Source organism: Cylindrospermum sp. FACHB-282 (assembly GCF_014697195.1).
Lineage (GTDB): Bacteria > Cyanobacteriota > Cyanobacteriia > Cyanobacteriales > Nostocaceae > Cylindrospermum.
This window is the reverse complement of the sequence record NZ_JACJRJ010000045.1, coordinates 1-26,040: the sequence shown is the minus strand read 5'-3', so window position 1 is coordinate 26,040 and position 26,040 is coordinate 1. Positions and strand designations below refer to the sequence as shown.

The 26,040-nt window shown below is 41.6% G+C and carries 21 protein-coding genes and 1 pseudogene; 6 read left to right on the top strand and 16 right to left on the bottom strand.

Annotated elements, in window-relative coordinates; translation table 11 throughout:
* The first annotated feature begins 33 nt into the window (after positions 1 to 33).
* From H6G32_RS20535 to H6G32_RS20515, 5 genes are all read left to right on the top strand, one after another.
* Positions 34 to 3,591 (top strand): PAS domain S-box protein, encoded by a 3,558-nt coding sequence (locus tag H6G32_RS20535; RefSeq protein ID WP_441306995.1) that lies wholly within the window; start codon positions 34 to 36, stop codon positions 3,589 to 3,591.
* On the top strand, positions 3,584 to 4,780 hold the full coding sequence (locus H6G32_RS20530) for an EAL domain-containing response regulator (RefSeq protein WP_190461599.1): 1,197 nt from the start codon (positions 3,584 to 3,586) through the stop codon (positions 4,778 to 4,780). Before H6G32_RS20535 ends, H6G32_RS20530 begins: the two co-directional genes overlap by 8 nt.
* A 363-nt stretch (positions 4,781 to 5,143) precedes the next feature.
* The gene (locus H6G32_RS20525) at positions 5,144 to 6,478 is read left to right on the top strand and encodes a PQQ-dependent sugar dehydrogenase (RefSeq protein WP_190461597.1); all 1,335 of its coding nucleotides are present in this window, start codon (positions 5,144 to 5,146) and stop codon (positions 6,476 to 6,478) included.
* Between the two features lie 304 nt (positions 6,479 to 6,782).
* A complete protein-coding gene (locus H6G32_RS20520) occupies positions 6,783 to 7,187 on the top strand; it encodes a phosphomannose isomerase type II C-terminal cupin domain (protein ID WP_190461595.1) in 405 nt (134 codons plus the stop codon).
* A gap of 211 nt (positions 7,188 to 7,398) precedes the next feature.
* Positions 7,399 to 8,613, top strand: coding sequence for an RNA-guided endonuclease InsQ/TnpB family protein (locus H6G32_RS20515; protein WP_190461593.1), 1,215 nt, complete (start codon positions 7,399 to 7,401; stop codon positions 8,611 to 8,613).
* Positions 8,614 to 8,684: 71 nt separating this feature from the next.
* Here the strand turns inward: H6G32_RS20515 and H6G32_RS20510 are convergent, their stop codons facing one another.
* From H6G32_RS20510 to dndC, 9 genes are all read right to left on the bottom strand, one after another.
* On the bottom strand, positions 8,685 to 9,443 hold the full coding sequence (locus H6G32_RS20510) for a HEAT repeat domain-containing protein (RefSeq protein ID WP_190461590.1): 759 nt from the start codon (positions 9,441 to 9,443) through the stop codon (positions 8,685 to 8,687).
* 130 nt (positions 9,444 to 9,573) lie between these two features.
* Entirely contained in the window at positions 9,574 to 10,098 is a 525-nt protein-coding gene (locus H6G32_RS20505; RefSeq protein ID WP_375539808.1) for a GNAT family N-acetyltransferase, read from the bottom strand.
* A gap of 7 nt (positions 10,099 to 10,105) precedes the next feature.
* A complete protein-coding gene (locus H6G32_RS20500; RefSeq protein WP_190461586.1) occupies positions 10,106 to 10,273 on the bottom strand; it encodes a hypothetical protein in 168 nt (55 codons plus the stop codon).
* Positions 10,274 to 10,381: 108 nt separating this feature from the next.
* Complete coding sequence (locus tag H6G32_RS20495) at positions 10,382 to 10,783, bottom strand: ABC transporter permease (protein WP_190461584.1); 402 nt, start codon at positions 10,781 to 10,783, stop codon at positions 10,382 to 10,384.
* Complete coding sequence (locus tag H6G32_RS20490) at positions 10,768 to 12,279, bottom strand: AmpG family muropeptide MFS transporter (RefSeq protein ID WP_190461582.1); 1,512 nt, start codon at positions 12,277 to 12,279, stop codon at positions 10,768 to 10,770. Before H6G32_RS20490 ends, H6G32_RS20495 begins: the two co-directional genes overlap by 16 nt.
* Positions 12,280 to 12,414: 135 nt before the next feature.
* Positions 12,415 to 12,801: a DNA sulfur modification protein DndE gene (dndE, locus tag H6G32_RS20485; RefSeq protein WP_190461580.1), complete on the bottom strand. Its 387-nt coding sequence runs from the start codon at positions 12,799 to 12,801 to the stop codon at positions 12,415 to 12,417.
* Between the two features lie 9 nt (positions 12,802 to 12,810).
* Positions 12,811 to 14,796 (bottom strand): DNA sulfur modification protein DndD, encoded by a 1,986-nt coding sequence (dndD, locus tag H6G32_RS20480; RefSeq protein WP_190461578.1) that lies wholly within the window; start codon positions 14,794 to 14,796, stop codon positions 12,811 to 12,813.
* A gap of 614 nt (positions 14,797 to 15,410) precedes the next feature.
* Entirely contained in the window at positions 15,411 to 15,827 is a 417-nt protein-coding gene (tnpA, locus tag H6G32_RS20475) for an IS200/IS605 family transposase (RefSeq protein ID WP_190461576.1), read from the bottom strand.
* 89 nt (positions 15,828 to 15,916) lie between these two features.
* Positions 15,917 to 17,566 carry a DNA phosphorothioation system sulfurtransferase DndC gene (gene dndC, locus H6G32_RS20470; RefSeq protein WP_190461574.1) on the bottom strand — a complete coding sequence of 550 codons (1,650 nt, stop codon included), beginning with the start codon at positions 17,564 to 17,566 and terminating at the stop codon, positions 15,917 to 15,919.
* Between the two features lie 190 nt (positions 17,567 to 17,756).
* On the opposite strand from dndC, the gene H6G32_RS20465 reads away from it, so the two are divergent.
* Positions 17,757 to 19,355, top strand: coding sequence for a DGQHR domain-containing protein (locus tag H6G32_RS20465; protein ID WP_190461572.1), 1,599 nt, complete (start codon positions 17,757 to 17,759; stop codon positions 19,353 to 19,355).
* On the opposite strand, the gene H6G32_RS27315 is transcribed toward H6G32_RS20465, so the two are convergent.
* The 7 genes and pseudogenes from H6G32_RS27315 to H6G32_RS20435 form a co-directional block, all read right to left on the bottom strand.
* On the bottom strand, positions 19,356 to 19,883 hold the full coding sequence (locus tag H6G32_RS27315; protein WP_309232614.1) for an HNH endonuclease: 528 nt from the start codon (positions 19,881 to 19,883) through the stop codon (positions 19,356 to 19,358).
* Positions 19,884 to 20,019: 136 nt separating this feature from the next.
* Positions 20,020 to 20,301 (bottom strand): hypothetical protein, encoded by a 282-nt coding sequence (locus tag H6G32_RS27310; RefSeq protein WP_309232613.1) that lies wholly within the window; start codon positions 20,299 to 20,301, stop codon positions 20,020 to 20,022.
* A 33-nt stretch (positions 20,302 to 20,334) separates the two neighbouring features.
* Positions 20,335 to 20,805 carry a DNA phosphorothioation-associated protein 4 gene (locus H6G32_RS20455; protein ID WP_190461571.1) on the bottom strand — a complete coding sequence of 157 codons (471 nt, stop codon included), beginning with the start codon at positions 20,803 to 20,805 and terminating at the stop codon, positions 20,335 to 20,337.
* 514 nt (positions 20,806 to 21,319) lie between these two features.
* Positions 21,320 to 21,440, bottom strand: a pseudogene (locus H6G32_RS27305) (Uma2 family endonuclease); the annotation flags it as partial.
* Positions 21,441 to 21,662: 222 nt separating this feature from the next.
* Positions 21,663 to 23,735, bottom strand: coding sequence for an AAA family ATPase (locus H6G32_RS20445; RefSeq protein ID WP_190461569.1), 2,073 nt, complete (start codon positions 23,733 to 23,735; stop codon positions 21,663 to 21,665).
* Positions 23,732 to 23,905 carry a hypothetical protein gene (locus H6G32_RS20440; protein ID WP_190461567.1) on the bottom strand — a complete coding sequence of 58 codons (174 nt, stop codon included), beginning with the start codon at positions 23,903 to 23,905 and terminating at the stop codon, positions 23,732 to 23,734. Before H6G32_RS20440 ends, H6G32_RS20445 begins: the two co-directional genes overlap by 4 nt.
* Before the next feature lie 349 nt (positions 23,906 to 24,254).
* Positions 24,255 to 25,736 (bottom strand): DNA phosphorothioation system restriction enzyme, encoded by a 1,482-nt coding sequence (locus H6G32_RS20435; protein WP_190461565.1) that lies wholly within the window; start codon positions 25,734 to 25,736, stop codon positions 24,255 to 24,257.
* Positions 25,737 to 26,040 lie beyond the last annotated feature (304 nt).

Here is a 26,040-nt window from a genome sequence, read left to right as displayed (position 1 = left end):
AATCTGGAAAATGACCAGATATTATTTTTGAGTATGGTTGGTGGCCCAGGAAAAACTCAAGAAATATCTTACCCTGAATACTTGATCGGCATACACCCAGATGATCGGCAAAAGGTTGATAGTGCTAACCGGTTGGCGATTGCTAATCTTGGTTCCTTGGAGCTAGAGTATCGAGTACTCATAGAAGGGCAACTATCTGAGTACAAATGGTTTCTCACAAGGGCGATAGTTTTGAGCAATACCACAGGCAGCCCTTATCGTCTGATTGGAGTTTCGGTGGATATTAATGATCGTGTGCAAGCACAAGCAGCCCTACAACAGGCTAACCAAGAGCTAGAAATGCGCGTGGTTGAACGCACGATTGCCTTACAACAAATCAATCAGCAGCTGGTGTCAGAAATAGGCGATCGCCAGATGGTAGAAAAGCAACTGCGGCAATCCCAGAAAATGTTGCAGCTAATTATGGATACTATCCCCCATAGTATTTTCTGGAAAGACATAAATTCTGTCTTCTTGGGTTGTAATCGCAACTTTGCTAAAATGGCTGGTTTTGACAATCTAGAAGATATCGTTGGCAAAACAGACTACGATTTACTTTTTAATCAGGAGGAAGCACATTTTTATTACTCTTGTGACGCCGAAGTGATGAAGACCAATACACCACAATATCAAATCATCACCCCTCAACAGCAAGCCGATGGTAAGCAAATTTGGTTAGAGACAAACAAAGTCCCTTTGCATAATCCTGAAGGTAATGTGGTGGGTATGCTAGGTACTTTGGAAAATATCACTGCACGGAAACAAGCGCAAGCGGCTTTAGAAAAAAGCGAAGAACGCTTTCGCTTCTTGGCTGAATCTATCCCGCAAAAAGTATGGATTACTCAAGCAAATGGCAGCATCGAGTATGTTAACCAACGTAGTCTTGACTTCTTTGGCTGCAACCTAGAGCAAATCTTGGGCTGGGGATGGCAGGAATGGGTACACCCAGAGGATCAGCCCAGGTATCTGGCCCTCTGGCAAAAATCCATAGTCACAGGCACACCGTTGGAAATAGAATGTCGCTTGCTCAGAGGTGCTGACAAAAACTATCGTTGGCATCTAATCCGGGCTTTACCATTGCGCGATCGCCAAGGAAAAATCTTAAATTGGTTTGGGACAAGTACTGATATTGACGATCGCGTATCAGCAGAAGTTGCCCTGCGGGAAAGTGAACAGCGATATCACACAATGGCGACAGTCTCACCAGTTGGTTTATTTCGTACAGATTCCGTGGGAAATTGCCTCTATGTCAATGAGCGCTGGTGCGAAATTACCGGACTGAAAAAACACCAAGCAGCGGGATTTGGCTGGTTTGCGGCTATCCATCCTCAAGACCAGGAACGGGTGGCCACAGAGTGGCATCAAGCTGTGTCACAAGGCTTACTCTTTCGCTCAGAATATCGGTTTCAGCGTCCTGATGCTAGTGTTAGTTGGGTTTTTGGTCAGGCAGTGGCAGAACTAACAGACCAAGGAGAAGTCATTGCCTATATTGGTACGATCACCGACATTAGCCAACAGCAAGCAGCATTATGCGATCGCCAACGGGCAGAGGCAGCATTGGCAGAACGGGTACGTCTAGCAGACTTTCGTGCCGATGTAGACGCTGTCCTCACCCAGAATGGAACCTTAGAAACCATGATGTGCGGCTGCACCCAGGCTTTAGTCAAACATCTGAATGCAGCTTTTGCTCGCATCTGGAAGTTGAACAAAGACGATCAAGTACTGGAGTTGCAAGTCAGTTCTGGGATCTACACCCATATTGACGGGCCCGATAGCCGTATAGCAGTCGGTCTATGGAAAATAGGTTTGATCGCCGAATCAGGCCAACCCCATCTGACAAACTCTTTGCAAGACGATGATCCCATCAGTGATCAAGAAGGGATGATTGCCTTCGCTGGCTATCCCTTGATTGTTGAAGGTGAGACTCTAGGGGTGATAGCTATGTATTGCCGTCAAATACTCACGGAATCTACTTTTAAAGCCCTGGGAATTGCCGCCGATGCGATCGCCATTGGCATTAAGCGCAAACAAACCGAAGAAGCGCTACGAGACAGCGAAGAACGGTTCCGCAACTTGGTCGAAGCCAGCAGCGATTGGGTGTGGGAAGTTGATGCTAATAGCCTCTATACCTATGTCAGCCCCAAGGTACGCGACATCTTGGGTTATGAACCAGAAGAGGTGCTAGGGAAAACACCCCTTGACTTCATGTCCCCACCAAAGCGGGGCAGTATTGCTCAGGATTTTGCCGCGATTTTTGTGGCACCGCAACCATTCCAATGCCGGGAAAACTTCCAAATTCATAAAAATGGTCATCTAGTTGTGCTAGAAACCAGTGGAGTTCCAGTTTTTGATTCTGAAGGTAAATTGAGTGGGTATCGCGGCATGAGTCGAGACATTACCCAGCGCCAACAGGAAGCCGCAGCATTGAGAGAAATGCAGCAGCGGCTACAATACTTACTCGCTTCCAGCCCTGCCGTGATTTATACCTGCAAGAGTTCCAACGATTTCGGTGCTATCTTCATCAGTAAAAATGTCACCGCAATGATGGGCTATGAAGCCCAGAAATTTGTTGAAAACTCTAGCTTTTGGTTTAGTCACATCCACCCAGAAGACGCACCACAGGTGCTGGACAAACTTTCAAAAGTATTGGAGTTAGGAAGTTACAGTCTAGAATATCGCTTTTTACACCAAGATAATACCTATCGCTGGGTTTATGATCAAGGTAAAGTAGTGCGAGATGAAATTGGCAACCCATTGGAACTTGTCGGCTACTGGGCAGACATCACAAATCGCAAGCAATTAGAACAAGAACTGAGAGTAGCACTAGAAAAAGAAAAAGAACTCAACGAACTTAAATCCCGCTTTGTCTCCATGACTTCCCACGAATTCCGCACGCCATTAAGTACTATACTTTCTTCCTCTGAGTTACTAGAACACTACAGCCACAAATGGACAGCAGAAAAACAACTCACTCACTTACATCGCATTCAAACTGCTGTCAAGCGCATGACTGAAATGTTGAATGATATTTTGGTCATCGGCAAGGTAGAAGCGGGAAGACTAGAGTACAGACCAACCTGCTTCGATTTAGTCGAATATTGCCGTCAATTAGTGGAAGAAATGCAGATGAATCTGAGCAATCAGAATTTTATCTGTTTTACCAGTGAATATGAATCTCTGCCCTGCTGCATGGATGACAAATTTCTGGGACACATTCTGAGCAACTTACTCTCGAATGCCATCAAATATTCCCCAAATGGCAATACTGGTAAATTTACTCTTACTTGTCAGGGTGAACAAGCAGTGTTTGAAATTCAAGATCAGGGAATTGGCATTCCAGAAGAAGACTTACCGCGGTTGTTTGAATCTTTTCATCGTGCCAGAAACGTCGGTAATATCCTAGGAACTGGATTAGGACTATCGATAGTAAAAAACTGTGTAGAAATACATAAAGGTGAAATTTCTGTTATCAGCACCCTGGGAGTTGGTACGAAGTTTACTGTCACTCTACCATTAAATAACCCAATACAAAATGAGGTAAATTATGCCTAAAATTTTAGTAATTGAAGATGAAGAATCAGTTCGTGAAAACCTTTTAGATTTGCTAGCCGCTGAGGATTTTGAAACTATTGCTGCTGCTAATGGCAGAATTGGCGTACATCTGGCTATCTCCGAGATTCCCGATTTAATTTTGTGCGACATGATGATGCCAGAAGTTGATGGCTATGGAGTACTAACAGCATTACGCCAAGATCCATCAACAGCAACCATTCCCTTTATCTTTTTGACTGCTAAATCTGCTAAGGCTGACTTTCGCCAAGGTATGGATATGGGTGCAGATGACTATTTGACTAAGCCCTTCACTAGGGCTGAATTATTAAGTGCCATCATGAATCGGTTGGAAAAACACGCGACTTTAAAGAAATATTTATCAAATCAAACTGCTGTTAATGAATTAACACCTAAAATGCAGATGTTAGAAGTTATTTTACATAGGGCAATCAAAGAAAAAAGTTTCCAAGAATTTGAAGTTTATTATCAACCCATAATCAATATTGCTTCGGGTAAAATAGTTGCTGTTGAAAGTTTATTGCGTTGGCATAGTTGTGAATTGGGAATGGTTTCTCCAACAGAATTTATCCCTTTAGCAGAGTCTAATGGGTTAATTATTCCTATTGGTAAATGGGTATTGAATAATGTTTGTAAACAAATTAAAGCCTGGCGCGATGCCGGAATTCCTGCCTTAACTATCGCTGTAAATTTGTCGGTGATTGAATTTAATCAGCCGGATTTTATTCACAAGATAGTTGACTTCATAGAAGCTAACAATGTTGCACCTCATTGTCTAGAATTGGAACTTACTGAAAGCATGATTATGCGAGATTTTAATACGACAATTGCTACGATGAATAAATTGCGAACCCTGGGAGTAAAAATTGCAATTGATGATTTTGGGACAGGCTATTCTTCATTGATTTATCTAAAGAAATTGCCAATTAATACATTAAAAATTGACCGTTATTTTATCCATGAAGTTGCCAATGACTACCAAAAGTCAGCAATTACAAAGGCATTAATTCAAATGGGTCACAATCTCAATCTACAAATCGTTGCTGAAGGCGTCGAGACGGAAGCAGAACTATCATTTCTCCGCCAAAATAACTGTGATTCTATGCAAGGTTTTCTCTTCAGTCGTCCTTTACCAGTCGCAGAATTTGAGAAGTTCTTGTTGGGGGAATAAATCCTTGCCTATCTAAAGTAAAATTTAGGTGTAAGATTTCTATCTTACAGCCGGCATGGGGAAATACTAGTTATTGCTAATTCATGATTCATTCGCCTGGTTAATGATTATTTAGTTAAGCATTGCCACTTGTTTATAAGTTGAAGATTAATTAAACTCAAAAAATCTAACTTTTCTGTTTTTTGATTGTTTTGGGCAAAGATACTGTGATGCCCACAAATTACTACCAGATTGCCTGAATATTGCTGGTGATATCACTAGAAAAAAGTTTGTTTTTAGTTGAAAAAAAATCGAACTTGAGGCTGGCGACAAGCATCAAATTTCCAGCCTAAACTCGGAAAGTTGTTTATCACTTTTGCTGCTATGAAATTTTCCAGGCATTTCTTGTTGCTAGTTTTGTTGCTAACTACAGCGGCTGGCTGTAGCCAGACTCGTGCCTCTTTGGATACTGCACCTCCCCCTGAACTGGGGCAGAATCCTACACAGTCGCCAAAACTTATCCGTACTGAACCACTTTCACCCACACCCATCCGCATCAAAGAGAAGAATTTACCAGCACCTTTCGCTACGGAAAGTGCCTCTAAGCCACCTCAGGTGGTGCCAATTCCGCAAAACCCTTTGCTGCGAGTACCACCAGGATTTACAGTAAACGTCTTTGCCGAAGGTTTAGATGCTCCCCGCTGGCTGGCTTTAACCCCCAATGGTGATGTGTTGGTGACAGAAACCAAGGAAAACCGTATTCGCCTGTTGCGTGACACTAACGGCGATGGGGTGGCTGATATCCGCCAGACTTTTGCTAGTGCCACAAATGGACTCAATATTCCCTTTGGCATGGCTTTTGCAGGTAATTCCTTCTTTTTGGGTAACACCAATGCAGTTTTACGGTTTCCCTATACTAAAGGTAAACAGCAACTCACTGGTTCGGGTAAAAAAATTGCTGACCTTCCCGGTGGTGGCTATAATCAGCATTGGACGCGGAATGTGGTGGTCTCACCTGATGGCAAAAAGCTATATGTTTCCGTTGGTTCCCGTTCCAATGTGGATGAAGAACCACTACCACGGGCTACGGTGCAGGTGATGAATTTGGATGGTTCTCAACAACAGACTTTCGCCTCTGGTTTGCGTAATCCGGTTGGCTTGGACTTCCACCCCATAACTAAGGAACTTTATGCCACTATCAATGAACGGGATGGTATTGGTGATGATTTAGTACCAGATTACCTCACACGCATCCAGCAGGGACAATTTTACGGCTGGCCCTATGCTTACCTGACACCAAACAACCTCGATCCACGTCAGACAAAAAATGGCAAGAGTAAACGCCCTGACTTGGTAGCCCTTACCCGCACACCATTGGTGTTATTCCAGGCCCACTCAGCGGCATTGGGTTTGCAGTTTTATGATGGTCGCAGGTTTCCTGAAAAATACCGCAATGGTGCTTTTGTGGCTTTTCGTGGTTCTTGGAATCGCGATCGCGGTACTGGTTACAAGATTGTGTTTGTCCCCTTCGATACTCAGGGTCGTCCACAAGGCTACTATGAAGACTTTCTCACAGGATTTTTGCTTAACCCGTCTGTTCCAAGCACTTGGGGGCGTCCGGTGGGGTTACTTGTGTTGCCCGATGGCAGTCTTTTGGTAGCTGAAGAAGCTAATAATCGGATTTACCGGATTCAGTATAGGGGAATAGGGAATGGCTAATTGGTAATTGGGAAAAGGTAATGGCGTTAGACTTAGAGAAGCTATGATTAATTTTGCTGGCTCTTGCCTAGCTTGGTGCCATTTAGACTAAATTAGTAGAACTTACTCATTGACAAAAAACGATAAGTATGTATATCGGTTTTATTCATTGAAAGTCCTATAGATTGTGCGTTAGGGAACGCACACTACGGGTAGGATGCGTAAAGAGACGCATCTAAAAAGCCTGAAAAGAGGGTAAATTTGTCAAGGAAAGTAAGTCCTAATTACTAAAAATATTAATAGTCATGAGGTCGAGAAATTAGTTATGACTCAGAATGAAAATAATCCTCAGTTAAATATCAATGCATCCTCAACACATTCAGGTACACGCTACTGGGGTAATGTGGAGGTGATAGAGGAGGGAGAAAACTATAGAATTAGTCGGATTGAAATCAAGCCTAGACACAGTATTAAACCCCAAATTCATTATCACCGTAATGAACATTGGGTTGTTGTTTCTGGTGTAGCAAAAGTCACTTGTGGCGATGATGAAGTGTTACTGAATCGCAACCAGTCAACCTATGTTCCGGCCGCAACCCTGCATAAGGTAGAAAATCCTGGATTTATTCCCCTCGTTATTCTAGAAATTCAAAATGGTGAGTATTTGGGTGAGGATGATATTGAGCGTCCTTTTGACTTAAATGTGGTCAAATCTCTAGCTGAAAGTTAGCTGAAACAGCATTCATCAGAGCGCTCAACCTATACTCAAGTGAGCGTCGGGATGAATGGGAGTGAGCCGCCGATTCCACCCGTCCACTAGATGCAAAGGCACAGCCTGCGGCAGATGGGCGCTTGTATGAGTAGGTGAACAAATTCCTTGCAATCTCTGGTGTTATCGCCTAAGATGCTCTTAGAGCAATCAAAGAAGCAATCTAAGTCTTGTGCTAAAAGCTGTCAAAGTCCGAATCTATCCAACAGCAGCCCAGAAAGCTCATCTGGCTCAGGCTTTCGGTTGTGTACGTTGGGTTTGGAATCAGTCTTTGGCTACGATGACAGCGACATACCTTGAGACTGGCAAAGGTGTTACAGCCATGACCATGAAGAAGTCCATACCTTTATGGAAGGCTGAATTTGAATGGTTGTCCGAGTGCTACTCCCAATGCCTTCAACAGTCTGTTTTAAATCTAGGTGTGGCATTTGGCAACTTCTTTGATGGTCGAGCAATGTATCCCACATTCAAGAACCGCCAAGAAAAACAGTCAATCCAATACCCTCAAAATGTCAAAGTCTTGAACAATTGTCAGATTAAATTCCCTGGCAAGTTGGGTACTGTTAAAGCCAAGGTTCATAGGGATATTCAGGGTACAGTTAAAACTGTGACTTTATCCAAAAATCCTGACAGTAGATATTTTGCTTCGATGTTAGTAGATGATGGGATGGAATGCCCAGAGTCTAGTAGTAAAGGTAATGTGATTGGTATAGATCTAGGTCTAACTGATTTCGCTGTCACATCTGTTGGCTCAAAATATCAACACCCTAGAGCTACAAAGAAGCACGAAAGGAATCTAGCTCGTAAGCAAAAAAAACTGTCTCGCAAGAAGGATAAAACGACCAATAATCGTCGCAAAGCAAAGCTTGCGGTAGCCAAGGTTCATTCTAAAATCAAAAGAGTCCGCGAAGACTTTCTACACAAACTATCGCGCAAGATAGTAGACGAAAACCAAGTCATAGTGGTAGAAAATTTGGCAGTCAGAAACATGGTCAAGAACCACTGCCTAGCCAAGGCAATATCTGATGCTGGCTGGGAAATGTTTTGTACCATGCTCAAGTACAAAGCCGAAATGGTGGGCAAAGTCTATCTAGAACTAGGTCGATTCTTTGCTTCAACTCATCTTTGCTTCCATACCTTGAAGCCACTGCCAAAAATGGATTTGTCTGTGCGTGAATTTGATTGTCCCCACTGTAAAGAGCGACACGACAGAGACATTAATGCGGCGAAAAATATCAGAAATGAAGGCTTGCGTGTATTGGCGTTGGGAACCAGCGTTATTGCTCCTGAAGGCTATGTAAGACCAAAACAGTATGGGCGTAAGTCTACTACTGTGGCGGCTGTGGTTGTTGAAAGGAGAAGCCCACACTCTACCCGAAGCGGGTAGAGTGTGTGGTAGTTCACTTTTTTACCTCTGCGAATGGTGCGTTAATGCAGTGTAACGCACCCAAATAAAAATCAAAACCATCCTTCTTGTTCTAGGGTCTCAATCAACTGCAAGCCACGGGGATCACCCACTCCTAAGAGTGCAGCTTTGGCATCTTCTCGTACTCCCAAATCTTGGTCTTCGGCAAAGGCTTGAATCAAGGCATCAATGGCTGTGGCATATACTATGTTCGAGGGCAGTTCGCGGCATAGCTGTCCGATTGCCCAAGCGCAGTTACTCCGCACTGCGGCTACGGGGTCTTGAACTAAGGCTTCGATTAGCGGGGGGATTGCCCCAACAACTGCTTCATACCCGACTTCTGCCATCTGTGCTAGGGCACTAGCAGCCCACAAACGCACTGCGGAAATATCGGTTTTTAAGGCGTCTGCTAAGGGTGCTAAGGAACGGCGATCGCGGCAGTTTCCTAAGGCCCAAACTACACCTTTCCGTACATAGCCATTCCAGTCCCGGTTCAGTTGGGCAATTAACGGGTCTACTGCATCTTGACTGGGATTGCGTCCAATACCATAGACTGCGCTCACTCGCACCAAGGGGCAGTTATCAGTTAACAGGCGAATCAGATGAGGAATAGCGCGTGGGTCTTCAATGTCAGAAAAGGCACGTGCTGCTAGCATCCGTTGCTGGGGCTGAGGATTTTCCAGAAGGGATAGCATTAATTCTGGATCTGGTTTTGCCACTTCTGACTCAGCAGTTAGCGGCTCTATTTGATCTAGGGGGCTTTCTAGCTCCACTTCAACATCGAGTAGGCTTAGGTCGTCTTCGTCATACATATGATTTCGTTTCCATCCCTGCTAGGGATCAACACACAGATGTTGATTAGCCCTCCACGCCAAGAAGCAAAACCCCAATAGGTATTAGCTAAATTATTGTACACTTTCTTATTTAACGTGTCGCATTAGTTTATTTTTCAGGATGGAGTGATTTCAGCATCCACAGGGATTGGGTTTGATATCCAAGCTGATGATAAAGATTTAATGCGGGTTTGTTGGATTGAAATACTTGCAGTCCTATTTGGCGATCGCCTCTTTGAGTTGCCCATTTTTCTACATAGTGCATCAAAGCTGTACCAATACCCCGTCTTCGATGTTCTGGAACAACGTAGAGGAGAAAGATATGAGCATGGCGATCGCCTTGCACTTGATCTATAGCATTCCCCACCCACAGGCAAGCAACTGGGGAGGAAGATGGGGATAAATTCTCTCCACCACTCAATCTCCCCACTTCCTGATCTTCCTGATCTTCCCCATCCACCCACCACAAGGGCGTGTCAGTGGAGAAATATTGCTCGACTGTCCGCGCTAGGTGAGCAAAATCCTGGTCGGGAAACATATCTTGGTATGTTTGTTGGATAAACTTTACCAATAGCGCCCGATCTACGGTGGAGCCACGGCGAATTTGATAGCCTGGTAGTAAGGAATTCAAAATTCAAAATTCAAAAATTGAAGGTGTCAGGTGTTACAAGACTTATTCCTACCTCTTCAATTGGTGCGGGTGCTGCCATGTCGGAAGGCAAAAAAATGCGGGCGCTGACTGCCACAAGGGCTAAGAAAAACACCAACACGGCAAACAAAGGGGCGATGTATTGACGAAATATACTCATATCTGGGTTGCAAAGAGCTAGGGACTTAACTAAAAGTCACTAGCTGAATATTTGTAAAGTTTTCTTGACTTAATTTTAGCGATTTTTTGGGGAACGGTAAGTAGAATGCTACCGTTGGTCGCGATCCAAGTCATCAAGAACTCTCTCACAATACCAATTTTCCGGCATACCAGGATAATTCTGCTTTGCTTGCTCAATTAACCTCTCAGCAGCAACGGTGTCACCGGACAACCTAGCAATCAGCCTACTTTTGAGATAGCTATCAGTGACTTCTTCATCTAGCTGGCTGGATATCCTGCCACCCAATGATGGGGACTGCTCTCGCCGCAACTGCCAAAATAACACGTAATAAAGTGTGCCAAAAATTAATATCAGGCTGAGTGTTCCGAGAAAGGTGAGGAGGTTAAACCCTAAAAATCCCAGAACTAGCTGCGAGAGAACATAGCCTAGCAATAAACCCGTAAATAAGAGGATGAATGTGCCGACGAAAATAACTACTTGGTTCCCCATATATCCTCTTCTTCGTCAAATCCAGGTCTGGTTAGTGCCACTGGTTGAGGGTTCCAGGGGGCAACAAAGGGCAAAAGTAGCAATCCGGGTAAGGCAGCTACTATGGTCAACAAGAAGAATGAGGGCCAGCCTGTGGCTTTTGCCCAATTTCCTGCTGGAGCCGAGAGAACGTCTCTACTAATAGCCATCAAACTAGAGAATAAAGCAAATTGAGTAGTTGTAAAGCGGTGATTACAAAGATTCATTAAAAATGCCACTGTAGCAACTGTAACTAGTCCAGCAGAGAAGTTTTCGATATTCACTGCCAACACTAAAAGCGAGTAATTTTTGCCGGCAACTGCTAGGGCATAATAACCTAAGTTGCTCAACAATTGCAGCACACCAAATATCCAAAGACCACGATTTAAGCCAATTTTAGTCAAGATCACACCGCCAGCTAATACGCCGACAGTGGTGGCGATAAAGCCCATCCCCGCTTGAATTGCGCCAATTTCAGTTTTGGTAAAGTCTATTTCTCGGAGAAATAAATTTGCTGTAATGCCCACCAGGGAATCGCCAAGTTTATATAGCAATATAAAAACTAGTACCACACTGGCTTGAGTCAGTCCAAATCTGTGAAAAAATTCTTTAAATGGTAGGAATATGGCTTCTTGTAAGTTTTGAGGGGAACTGTCTTCTCTAACTTCGCCTAGTAGGGATGTAGGTAATAATAAAGATGCACCAATCCAAGCTACTATCAAACCTGCCAACAGCCAATAGAATATAGGCAGGGGGATGAAGCCGACAAATACGCCTCCGAGTAACCCCGCTACTAGGACAGTGATAAAGACCAGGAAGATAACGTCTTTGATAGATAGGGGTGAAAGTTTTTGAGTGTTGGCGGGTAATTTTGGTTCTGGGGGTGCCCAAAGGGTTGTGAATATACTCCCTGCCATTAAGGCTGCCATCAGCAAATAAACTAGATTCCAAGGTAGATAATCTGCTAACACCAAAGCTAGGGAACTGGTGATAAATAGGGCTATGCGGTAGCCTAGCACCCAAACTGATGCCCCTGCTTGGGATTGGATTGGTTCTAAAATGTCGGTGCGGTAGGCATCACCTGCAATGTCTTGGGTAGCGCTCAAAAAGGTGATGATTAGGCAGTTGATTGCCAGTAGTTGCAGCACTTGGTCGCTTTGGGCTGGTTGTTGCAATGCCAAAAAGGCGATCGCTAATACTAATCCTAATTGAGTGACTACTAGCCAACCCCGCCTTGCTCCCAATACTGGTGGCATGAATCTATCTAACAACGGTGACCACAAGAACTTCAGGGAATAAGGCAAAGCCAGCAGTCCAAATAGAGTAATTTTACCTATATCAACCTTGGCATCTTGCATCCATAGTTGCAAGGTTCTGCTGGTTAGAAATAAGGGTAACCCGGATGCAAAACCTAACAGCAATAGAGCACCCATCTTACGGCTTTGAACCGCTTGTCGCAGTGCTTGAATTTCTTTCATCGTTTCAACTTTTTTCCCCACCTGAGCGAATTGCAGTTATCTTGCCATATTGACTGCGTGATTCTGCACTTATACACTAATTCTCACCAGATAGTCTTTCTGGGCTGACATAGAAATCCAGGATGTTCTGACATTTCAGTTCTTCGTCGCTAATTCAACTAAATCCTCAATCTTTTTGATATTTTGATCTCCTGCTAAGTAACCAATGCCACGATGCAAATGGAGGCGAAATTGCAGGACAAGGGTTTCTTTGTCAGTACTTAAGCCGTCGTTGTAGCAACGTTGCTTGAGGGCAAGGAGGAGGATATCTGAGATTTCGCCGCCAAAGACGCGCCAAGTCATTTCGATGTTGCTATCTTGGGGAATTGGTACGGGGGAGGGTGCGGTTGGTTCTGCTAGGGAACGACAAAAGGCCCAGCGACAGAGGATATTCCATTGGTCGATTTTGGTGCTGCGTTTGAGTTTTAGTAGTTGGTCTTTGGCTGTTTGGGAAAGTTTGATCCGTTCGATTGGGGATTCCATAATTTGGGTTTACCAGAAGTAACCTTGTTTGATGGTGGTTTGGCGGGTGGAGGAGTTGTATTCTAGAAGGTATTCGTGAGCGATCGCTTCGTTGTCTCGTAGTTTTTCTACCTCCTGTTTGCCGATTTCGGTGTCGGTGGAGAGGAGGATGACTTGATGGCTGGCGGCTGGGAAGTAGCGTTCAACTAGGTTGCTGCGGTGGGATGAGTCTAATCTGCCTAGGGGTGTGTCGATGGCTACTGGTAATCTGCGCCCGGAGACTTTGGCTAGTCCCCACAAAAAGGCGATCGCTAATAGTTGTTTTTCCCCGGCGGAAAGGCGGTGTTTGGGGACGGGTTTACCATTGAGGTCATAAAGGGAGAGGCTGAAAGTCTTGGTGTCTATGGCGATGCGATGCACTAAGTCTGATTTGTGCAGGAGATAGAGGAAACAATTTTTTACTTCTTCTTCTAGTTTGTTGAGTTTTCGCAGGGTTAGGCGATCGCGAAAAATCTTTAGTGTATTTTGAACTTTAGCCGCAGCATTAATAATATGTTCACTATTTTTATGCTTGATATTTTCTACAGTATATGTATTTAACTCCTTTTTTGACCTAGAAATAATAGTTTCTAATTCAGCTAAACGGCGGCGGGTAGTTTCTAAATTAGCTTTAGCTTCAGCAACTTGATTTTGTGCTTCTTCCAATGCCTTCAGCAACTTTTTATAATCTTCTGGTGCTGCGGCTGTTTGCACTTGTCTCTCTAGGGTAATAATTTCTTCTTCTTTATTTTTGATAATAGCTAACTGCTGTTGTGCAGAAGTTCGAGAATTCTGCAAGCGATAGATTAAATTATCTAATTGACTCAAACTTTCTTCATCAGCTAAAAGCCAAGGTGCTTCTGTCTGAAGAGATTTTGCATATAAACTATCTACATCTTGAACTAGAAAAGATTGGATTTTTTCAACTTGCGCTGAGGAAATTTCTGCTTGCTTTAGCCAACTTAATAACCGCTGATCTCGCTCAAGTAATAAATCTCTAGCGAGTTGTACCTGTTGATGGCGAAATTCTTTTTCTCCCTGTGCTTGCACCTGATTCAGCAAATTAGGAATTAATGCCAGGGGTAAAACATCAGCAGCTAATTCAGCCATTGACTGCCGCACTTGTTCAATTTCCCCAGTTTTTGCCTGCTGCTGTAATTCTAATTGATTACGTTCAGCGGCAATTTTACCACCTTCTGAAATGAATTTATCAAAAGCTTCCTGCTGCTGATTCCCTAATTCTGCTACCTGAAGTTTATAAGTTTCTAAATCCTCTTCTGTATTTTGATAATCTTCTTGTTGCTGCGTTAACCTAGTTTCAATCTCCTCTAAATTTGCTAAATCTTTAGTATTAGCAACCTCTTTGAGTTTTCGATTAACTAAAATATCTAAATCAACAGCTAACCTGTCTGCCAACTCCAGTCCTAAAAGTCCGCGAATCGCTTCAACAACAATCGGTGGTGGGGTTTCCTGTTCTGCGAGTTCTTTAACCTGTTCACCGTCAAAGAGAAATAAATTAGAAATACCCAAGGGTAGAAGGTTTTCTATATACTCATCCCAGATATTAACTAAAGCATCAGGCCATGTGTCACTATCACCCAAAATACCTAATGTATCTTTACCATCTTTAGGATTTTTTCTCCAACTTCTTACAACACGGTACTTTATTGGTTTATCGTTTTCGATATGTTCAAAAAGCAATTCAATCCGGGTGTCGTTAGCTGGGTCTATTTTGCTGTTAACACATTGACTGAGAAAATCGGAATAACTTAAATTACCACGGGTAGAACATTGGGCGCGTTGTCCATAAAGCGCAAGACGAATGGCATCCATCAAAGTAGTTTTTCCCCCGCCATTCATCCCACCTAATAAGATAATTGGGCGTGAGTTTTCTTCATCAATGTTTGGGTTAAGATTGATTATCTGTTTCCCAGCGTAAGGGCCGAAGTTTTGTAAAACGAGTTCAAGAAAAATCATTAATTTTTTAATTGATGAAACATTGACCTAAATTCTCTTCAACCCACGAAGGTGGGTTTTGTTTGTATAGACGCGATTTCTAATCGCCAGGTATCTTAAGGTATCTAAATCGATGAAACATTGACCTAAATTCTCTTCAACCCACGAAGGTGGGTTTTGTTTGTATAGACGCGATTTCTAATCGCCAGGTATCTTAAGGTATCTAAATCGATGAAACATTGACCTAAATTCTCTTCAACCCACGAAGGTGGGTTTTGTTTGTATAGCCGCGATTTCTAATCGCCGGGTATCTTAAGGTATCTAAATCGATGAAACATTGACCTAAATTTTATTCAACCCACAGAGGTGGGTTTTGTTTGTATAGACGCGATTTCTAATCGCCAGGTATCTTAAGGTATCTAAATTGATGAAACATTGACCTAAATTTTATTCAACCCACGGAGGTGGGTTTTGTTTGTGTAGCCGCGATTTCTAATCGCCGGGTATCTTTATTAAATATTGGGCGAATAGAATTGATGGTTACACAGGCGAAGAAAAAACACCGGGCGAATAGAATTCGCGTCTACACAGGCGAAGTCCGCCTACGCTAAATATAATATAATTTTTTGATATTTTCATTTGTTTGTAACAAGTTCCCATGTGGGGATAGTTGATTTTTGATGATGGTGAGTAGCCTGGTTTCTGATATAATTAGCTACATTGTCAATGGCATCATGACTGACCGTAAAACCTGCATAGCTTCCTTGCCATTTGAAAAACTCACTTGGTTTAACTTCGTGATTAATGAAATGGGAGGAACTACCTTTAATCTGTTTAATCACTTCAGCAACGCTGACAGTTGACGGAAAACCTGTTAGAAGATGAACATGATCTTCAATACCACCGATTGCAATTACAGTACATTTTAATTGTTCACATTCTTGAATAATTGAGGCATAAACTAACTTTTGAATTTCTGGCCTAATTAGAGGCAATCTATCCCAAGTTGCCCATACACAATGTAGATATAATTGCGTGAAATTTGACCTCATATTTTTTCTGATACCTTAAATTCCATATTTCATTAACCCACGGAGGTGGGTTTTGTTTGTGTAGCCGCGATTTCTAATCGCCGGGGCTATTATTCACTATCATCTAACTTCTTTTTTGCAAACTTCAAATTTGCCCAAGTGTCGGGTTTACTCTCTTCATTCTCTTCTTTGTCCGGTACATCCCCTAAAGTTAGCTGCTTAACTTTTGCAACATCACCTTGATTAACTGCTTCGTTTAATTCCCGTTTCAAACGAGCGTTTTTAATCGCATCTTCTGGCGAACGGGAACTTGTATTAAAACATTTTTCTAGGGTTTCATAGATACCCACACGACGAGTTTTTTTACGATACTGGCGTTCTGTGTCCAACAATTTCGCCATCAGTTCTAAGTGCATGGCGTCACCTTCACATATTTCTTCTAGCACCGTCCACTCATCAAGACCTAGCAAGCTAGAATCAGCACCAGGACGGGGGTCATGGAATACTTCACCAGTTACTTCTTCATAAATGGTAGGTAAACTATCATCAAATTCGTGTTTATCTTCTAGCCAAATGCGGCGAATTTCGCTCATTTCTTCGAGAGTAATGAGGGTGATATCGCGCATATTGTCTGGCGCTGTGTGACGGGCTTGTGTTTGCGCTTCTAATACTCGTCTCAGCCAATGTTCCCGCCAATATTTTGTATAGGGGCCATGAATTGGTTGAATGGATTTTTCACCTTCAAAATCACGCTCAAATAGTTGAACTTCTCCCCAAATTCTTCTGAAGTCTCTCTTGTCTCTATCATCTTTTATATCTAATTCATTGCGGATATCCAATAAAGGCTGCATCCATTCTTTTTCTTCATCATTTTGAATCATTGCCGCCATTGATTTATCTTTATTAACGATTGTGCAAACCCAGCACCCAAATCGGGAATCACCACAACTAGGGGTAGAAGTATCAACAACTAGAGGACATTCATTATCTGCTGTTGCGCCTCGATACATGATGAATAAGTCTTTGTTACTATATCCCCAAGGGTTTTCCCACTGATTTAGGTAAATCCAAACTTCATCAGTACGCCAATCTTCGATAGGGCTATAAATTAAAGAATTAGGCAGGCTAGGACTATGATAAAGCAAGGTTTTAAGCGAATTTGAATCAGAATTGAGACGTTCTTTTAAGCTACCTACTTGATGTTTTTCCATTGAGATAGCACGTTTGACACTTTCAGCCTTGCGCGTACCCAAGACAAGAATTACTTCTCCCTTGACTCTAACTACATCACGTACAAAGCGGTTAGAAGGATGAATCTTAAGGCGGTCTGTACACCAACGAAATTTTCCTCGTGGTGCTGGATAACCTTTACCAATTAAACTTACCCAAAATGTCTCTTTTATTTCTGGCTGTAGTAAATGGGGTTCAATAGGCATTCCCTTTTCTTTGGCAGCTACTTTCATCTGCTCTAAAGATTTGCGTACCCAAACAGAGACTACAGGGTTTTCTACTAGCGTATCTGTTGTAATAACATGGATTGGCTTAATTCGCTTTTCAGGTGGTAGTTCTGCGATCGCATTCCAGATAAGCTGTAAAGTAGCAGTGCTATCTTTGCCACCCGAATAGCCTACAACCCAAGGTATCTCATCTAAACAATACAATTCTTGAATTTCAGTGGTGAGAGCTTGGATATAGTCCACTAACTCTGCTACAGTACGTTTCTGCTGATCTTTATTTTCTGGTTGTTGTGCTGTAGTCATTTCTCTCTACCTCTCTGGAAACATTGGTGTGACTGCATTTGTTCCATCTAAGTCAATGGAATTCACATAACCACACAGGCAAAACTTACCTACGCGGATCTAAAAAAAGTTTTTAAAAACTATACTATTAATATGCAACTTTCTTTAGACGATTAAGCTAGCTTACACTATTTTGTTTTTAAAAATTAACATGAAAGACAGTACATCTGACAAAACTACTAAAATCGCTAAAGAGTACCTAGAACAAGAAAACAAGGATAAACAGTCACTGGCCTTGCTGCTGGAGAACTTTCTAGGTAAAAAAGATCAGATTCTCGTTCAAAAAACCGAGATGGGTGGTACTGAGGCTTATGTAGGTTCTGTTACCCTAGAATGGTTTGCGAGTCGGGTACACTTCGCCTCTGGTTTACCCCTACTTCAAAAGAAATATAATCCAGAGACTGACAATATCGAAATTGATGCAGATAGCATTGATGAAATTCGCCAGCGTCCCCTTGACTGGTCACGTCAAGCGCCTCTAGTACAGTATTTAGCAGCTCGAAAAAATCATAAATTTCCCCCTGTGCTGGTGGTGATTAATCAACCTTGGGTGGATAATGCCAAAGCTGCTGAGTGGGATAAAGATGGACGCGCCAACAAATCTACTACTGATTTCACCCCTCTAGACAAAGATGGTAAAGTCGGTCTGCTAAATATTTCTGAGGATGATATCACTATATATGCTTTGGATGGTCAACACCGACTGATGGGTGTGCAGGGGTTGATGGACTTAATCGAATCTGGCAAACTTCAGCGCTATAAAAAAGAAAAATCGGCTGACGACAGTTTTATTACCGCAACTGATTTGATAGAAAAGTACCAAGTAGACCCTGCTTATTTGCAAAGCTTACCCAAAGAAAAAATTGGTATTGAGTTTATCTGTGCGGTTGCACCTGGGGAAACTCGCAACGAAGCAAGGCGACGGGTGAGATCGATTTTTGTTCATGTTAATCTCATGGCTGCACCCTTAACTAAAGGTCAGTTAGCACAGCTAAATGAGGATGATGGTTTTTCGATTGTAGCGAGGAAAATCGCGGTTACTCATCCGCTTTTAAAAGAAAAGGGAGATCGTAATGATCGCGTTAATTGGAATAGTGCAACAGTAGCAGCAAATTCTACAGTTTTAACGACGCTGCAAGCTTTGCAAGATATGTCAGAGCGATATTTGGGGCAAAAATTCCCTCATTGGAAACCTTTAGAAAAAGGTCTAATTCCCATGCGTCCAGAGGATGATGAACTTGAGGAGGGAATTGAGGAATTTACCCAGCTTTTTGATTATTTAGCCAGCCTTCCTAGTTTTAAGATTCTGGAACATGAGGATACACCTGTTTTGCGTCGGTTCAGTTTTGAGAAGGAAGGAGGTGAAGCAAATATGCTTTTCCGTCCTGTTTCTCAAGTGGCTTTAGCCCAAGCTTTGGGAATTTTGGTGTTTAAAAAAGGGTTTTCTCTAGCAGCTATTTTTAAGAAGTTGCGGAAGTTTGACCAGCAAGGAGGATTTAGTGGGATGGAGTATCCTCAATCTCTTTGGTACGGCGTTTTGTATGACCCAAATAAGAAGCGGGTGCAGGTTGCTGGAAAGGATTTAGCAACGAAGTTACTGATTTATATTTTGGGTGGAATTAATGATCAGATGGAACTTGCTAAACTGCGTAAGGATTTAGCTGATGCTAGGACTATAGAAGATAAAACTATAGGTTTTGATGGGAAGTTTGTTGAATTGAAAGATGTAGGACTTCCACCAGTTCTATAATTATGCTTTAAATATGTTCTGACGATGCCATTCCAACGCTTCCATTTCTGGAAAAAGTTGCTCTGTCTTGGGTAGAAGTAGTTTTTCACCGTGGAAATCTTTCATAGGTTTAGCGTGGGGAGATACTTCTTCCAAGTCATTACTAATTATAATTTTGTATTGATTATCTACAGAAAACCAACCCATATCAAATGCCCAGTGATGATTTTTACAAAGTGATATTCCATTGTGAATTCTACTATCATAGAATTGTGAAAATGGCTTTATATGTGCGCCATCTACAATATTTTGATTGCCGTTTTTAATAACTTTTAGTCCACAAAAAGCACATCTATTTTCATATATACGTACAACAGATATTCTGAAAAAAGCGTTTCTAACTATTGTTCTTCTAAAACTCCATCTGGGATTAATGTCTAAATTACTATAATCAATTTGTTTATCTTCCTTATCCGAGTAATTTTGCCAGCTTTGATTTACTTGTAAAATTCCTTCAATTTTATTTTCATCATCAGAAAAAAAAGCCATAATAAGTGCATCAATTAGTTCTTTTCTAGAAGCTTCATTTTGTAGAAAAATAAATAGTTCATTGTCTAAATATGCGTATTCGACAGCCTCTTTTAACTTGTTAGGTGTTTTTGGCTGTAAACCATTGAACCCATGTTTAAATCTTACTTAAGTACCAAAAACCTTCATTTTGCAGATGGAAAAATGGATAGTGCAAACCCCCTTTGTAAGATTGAGACCCAATTAAATTCCAATATTTATCAAAGGTTTGAATCAAATCATCTGAAACTGGAATTTTATTATTAGTAATGATACCTTGTGCAATCAAATCGATTACAGATAAAAGCAATATAGGTTTGTGTTGAGCACTACCACGCTTACGACTACTACTCACATTTAACTGAGAAAACCTTTGACAATACTCTCTAAGATTATTCATATTTTTTTTACTATAAAATTAAACAAAAATATCTCAATTTAAGAATTTGCTTAAATCAAATTCCTCTTCTGTGTTTTCTTTACTGTCTCTTGCAGCAATCAAAATTACTAGAATTTGTGCTGTGTAGTCCAGGACTCCCCGCAATTCATTTTGTAATATTTCCAGTCCTCCATTAGCATACTCTTCAAATATTTGAGTGCGTTTATCCTCATATTCTTCTTCTCTAGATGCAAGTATTTCTATATCGTGTGTCTCCGTGATTCCTAATAAGTTAATGATTTTGTCATACCCTAATGAAGCAAAATTTTCTTGTGGAATTGGAGAAGGTTCTTTTTTTGTAGTTTCTCCAGTAGGAACACGTTTTTTATATTTGACCCCTAATGCTGCTGCAAACACCATTACCTCTACATAAGTCTGAAAAGGGCCAGTTGTTTCTTTGGATGCTACTAGCGATTTCACCAACTCAGCCTTATCTTTAGCAATTTTGATCCTGTTTGCAGCCATGATGTTAATATCTACGTTGTTGCTATCATAACCGAAAACGAAAAGCGATCGCACATTCAAGCGCAATATACCAACCAGAAAATCCGATCGCCTAAACAAACAAATTATCCACCGCCACCAACCATCCTGCAAAGTAGGTTGGCGTAAATAATTCAAGGTTGGTAGTGAGGGCTGAAGCCCTCACTACGAGCAAATTTCAATAGTTTTTACTTTGCTTAACATAGTTTGATTTCTTTTCGCCTACTTACTTACTGCGGGTTCAGCTATTGATATGAAAACTGTTAATTATATAGCGGTATTAGATCGACAACAGCACATCCTCATAAACCAAAGATATAGGAAAGCGGAAATCAACACTAGTTAAATGCACTTCATCCCCCTCAATATAACCCAAGTTGCTGGTAATAGGTAATGGGCAATAGGTAATTGGTGATTAAATCCCAGTTTTCATCCTGTTCATCCTTTAATCCTGGACATCCTGATTCTGACAGTTTTCCTAACTAGCAACTTACGTTACTAGGAGAAAGGACTTCGACAATTAAACAAGGATATTGAATAAATTTAATTGCTTGTTTGTCCTTCGGATGACAACTTACTAGAACATCCGGGTAGTGAAACGGCCCCTTTTCAGATATAGTTATTCCAGGTATTCCTGGGGAGTCAGATAATTTTTGTCTGGACTAGCAACCATAACTTCCTCCTGTGGGAAAAACTGCCTTTGTCAATTAGCCCTTAAATAAATTTAGCCCTGAAAGCTTAAGCTAACTAAAACAAAACTTTTAACCAGTTTTAACTGGTTTATGCTTACAGCCGGAACTTTAGTTCACGGCTTTTAGCAATTGGTGCAAAATCTGAGTTTACCTATTCCGTTCAACTTCAATAATTTCAGTATACTCAAATCCATTTGGACTTTGACGCACCAAAGGGTATCTCTCTCCACCTAACTGAATATAATCCTGTTCGCAATCAGGCTTAGAAGAATAGTAAGTTAACACATATTCTCTACCAATTTTCGCTGCTATTTCCTCCTCCACCTCACCCCGCCATTGCGTCTTAGTCACTAACACAATTAACTGATTTGCTAATTTAGGGATTGTTCTGGCAATGTGTCGGCGAGAATTTGCATCCAAACTACCAAAAGGTGAATCCATCACAATAGGGAAAGTGCTACTATCAGGAACCATAATCATTTTTCGTTTCTCACTCCATTCCCGCACTTTATCAATGATGCTGGCGATAAAAGATAAACTGAGAATTTGATTTTCTCCCGTGGAAGCTGCAACTGGTGCTTCGATACCCGTCGTACTTTCTACCAAACTCAGTTCATATTTCTCGCTGATTTTGGGAAGGTAGGGAGTAAAAGAAATTTCTGAGAAGATTTCCTGCACCCGCTTTTCTAATTGCACACGAAACTGTTTTTCTTGACGATTTTTGATTTCTGATAAACGTTCGATAGCGTCTTGAGTAGCATTGATGCGTCGTTGTGCTAACGATTGCTTTGTTTCATTTTGTTTTTGCTTGGCGATTTTTTTGACTAAGTCATCAATTTCTGTTTTTAGGTGAGCGATTTCCTGTTGATTTCCACCCTGTTCTCGATTTAATTCATCAATTTTTGCTTCAATTTCGTCTAAGCGTTTCTGTAAGTTGCTGATTTCTTCATTGGGATTTTTTCGCAGTTGTTCTTGAATGCCATCTAATTCAATTTCAACTTGATTTATATTTTCTGATAACTGCTTAATTCTCCTTTGTTCTCTATCTACTTCTTCCCAAAACGATGTTGCTTGCTTATCAATTTCATCTACTTGGGCACTCATGCGAATTGCTGTTTCTTCTACTGTTGAAGAACCTGCTTTATCTAGCAATGTTTTGACGTTCAGATGGGAATGACTACCGTCTTGTAAATCTGCACCACAAATACAACGTTCGGATTTTAGCAACTCATTCACAAATTCCCGCGAAATTCCCGCTGTTAATTCACCGCGCTGTTTTAAATCTGTGAATATCTCCCGAAACTGGGTTGTAGTTTCTGATAACAGAACTGTGTAACCTCGCGCAGAGATGACTTTTTTCAAAGTTTCCTTTGTTTTCTTCCGTTCTTCCCGATTGGCATCTCTCTGAGATTCCAAACTCTGACGTCTTTCTTGCAATTCTTTGACGGCGCTAAGTTCTCGCAATCGGTTACTGACTTCTTTTTTAAATGTCTGTTGATGTTCTAAGTCTTGTTTGATTTCCGTTTGGCGCTGGGTGATAATTTCAATGTCAATTTCTAGCTTTTCTTGCTGAATCAATAACTGTTTTGTTTCCGCATCACCGATGTTTTTTAAGTCTGCTTCTAAATTTTTCTTGGCATCTTTCAAGTGTTTGATTGAAAGTTCAATTACTTCTACACCTAAAAAAGTTCTGATTGCTTCGGCAATTTCGGCTTTTTGATCAGAACGGACTATTTCTTCAATCCTCTCGCCGTCAAAGAAAAAATATTGATGTAAACTCGCTGGTAAAATCTGGGTGATGATTTCGTCTGGTAACTGATTGGGAATATTCCATTTACCATCATCTCCACCTACCCACAAAGTTAGCTGCGTTTTCCCAGCTTCTATTTCATGAGTATTTTTATAAACTCGACAGGCGCGTTTAGCTCGGTAGCGGGTGTTTTCATGTTCCCAACCAAGTTCTACTGAACATTCTACCGGTTGTCCTGGTTGAGATTCGGCGATCGCTCTTTTATTTACTAGCTGCTCTGTTGATGCAAAAGCTGCACTAAATTTTTCATATAACACCCAAGTAAAGGCATTCAATAGACTGGTTTTTCCGGCTCCATTATTGCCGTGAATAATTGTGGTGTTGCGTTCATTGCCACCAGCCAGATTTATCTCTGGAGTTCTGCCATAAAAAGAGCGAAAATTACATAATTTAATTGAAGTCAGCTTCATTGTACCGCTTCCTTCACTATATCTAAAATCTCATCAATAATAGGACTTTTGAGTTTGCGATCTAGTCGTCTTTTCTCTACTCTCCACACCTTCTCAATTATTTGTCTTACTTCTGGCGGTGCGCTGGTAATTGGTTCTTGCACATCATCGATGATTGCCTCTTGTGACATCTCGGTTTTTAGATATATGTTTTCCCTATTTTAACCGTTTTTAGTCAGCAGGAGATTTGGCAAATTGTAGTTGGTAAATTGAAAATTTTTTGCTAGAAAAAGCTTTATTTTTTGGAGGCGCTATGTTATGCTTGTTGTCAAGCTTTATAATGGGAAGTTGTGCTTTCAATAAAATTTGACTTAGCCCCCATTATATTGACTGTTCTATATTGTCTATTATTTCATATCAGCGCATCTTCTGCTCTAACTTTAGAAGTAATTTTACAAAAAAAAATATAAAATCGGATGTTTCTAACCACCTATAGATGTAGATAAACGCCGTTTCTTTTTCTGCAATCTAAATTCTATATTAAAGATCCAATAGCCCATAGCGCTTCTGCAAATCTAGCAACTTCATCCTTGCTTCGCCGGCGTTATCGGCTAAATCAGCAAACTCCACAAAGCGCCGCAATTCCTTTTTTAACAAGTTGCGTTCTACTTCAATGGTTTCTCTGTCTAAGTCTGGTGGTAAAACAATCATGTCAAAGATGGTGGCGCGTTCTTTACCAGGGTGAGGGCGCAAAACTCGTCCCCGGCGCTGAATAAATTGACGGGGATTACCAGAACTTGATAAAATGACAGCTGTTTGAATTGCCGGAATATCAACACCTTCATCTAAACAGCGAATCGCTACTAAACCTTGTAACTCGCCGCTTTCAAATTGCAGGCGCAAAGCTTCCCTTTCTTGTAAAGAGGTATGAGCGGTGTAGGTGCTGACTTTGTATCCCAATTCTATTCCCAAAATTTTAGCAACGGCTTTGAGTTGACGCAAAGATGAACGTTGTCCTGCATCTTGTGAACCATCGCTACAATAAAAAAGGGTGTGAGTGGTTTGGCGGCGATTTGCCATTAATTCCCGCAAAGCGGTTAATTTATTGGCTGCTGCACCAATTAACCTGGCGCGTTGCATCAATAACGATTTGATATCTTCGTTGTCTTCAAAGTCTCCACCATTGCCATTTTCTCTTTCTCGATAAAGTAGAGAACGGCCGATTTTTTTGGTTAACTTTAAGTAAGCAATGCTTTCAGCCTCTGTCAACTCCACAAGCACGGGATAATAGAGATAGTGTACCAAAGCATTTTGTGCGATCGCATCCCGCAAGGTAAACTCTGGTTGTAGCACCGGGCCGAAATAATCAAATAATGATTGAGTACCGCCATCATCAAAATACCTCTCCGGTGTCGCTGACAAAGCTAGTCGCAACCCAACACGGCGGGGTAAACTTTCCTCTAACCTTGGTGCGCCTAAGTTATGGGCTTCATCACCGATAATTAAAGTCTTGGCGGGAAAATACTTGAGTTGTGAACCAAAGCCATCGCCAATTAAAGTAGAGTTGGTGGTTATCACCGTCACAAACTCTTGAGAACCAGAACGCAGATTATAGATTTGGGTGGAAAGTTGACTTTGCCAATTGCGTAAATTCTCGAAGGCTAAAATTGGCTGCAAGTTAAATTTATCACATTCTCGCGCCCACTGGCTGACAAGATGACGATAGGGACACACCACCAATAAAACTTGTAAGCCTATCTGTTGGTACAATTCACAAGCGATCGCCAGTGCAGTGATAGTTTTACCACTACCAGTAGCCATTTTTAGCGTTCCTCTGCCGTTATTAGCAAACCAGCCTGCGATCGCTTGTTGCTGATACTGGCGCAATTGCAGACATGGGGGCATAATCGGGCATCCTGGTAATGGTTGCTGAGTCCGATAACTACCCTTACTTTCCCCCACAAATGGTAACTTGAGCTTGAAAGCGGGCAGTTGTTGCACTGGTTTTGATGTCAAGTACATAAGTATTGGTAATAGGTAATAGGTAATTGGTAATTGGTAATTGGTAATTGGTAATTGGTGATAGGTGATGGGTGATAGGTAATTGGTGATGGGTGATAGGTGATGGGTGATAGATGATAGGCAATTGGGCAAAAGGGGATTAGGGCTTGCTAACTGGTGATTAGGGATTGTCTAAGAGGTGATTGATTTCTATTACCCATTACCCATTACCCATTACCCATTACCCATTACCCATTACCCATTACCCATTACCCATTACCCATTACCCATTACCCATTACCCATTACCCATTACCCATTACCCA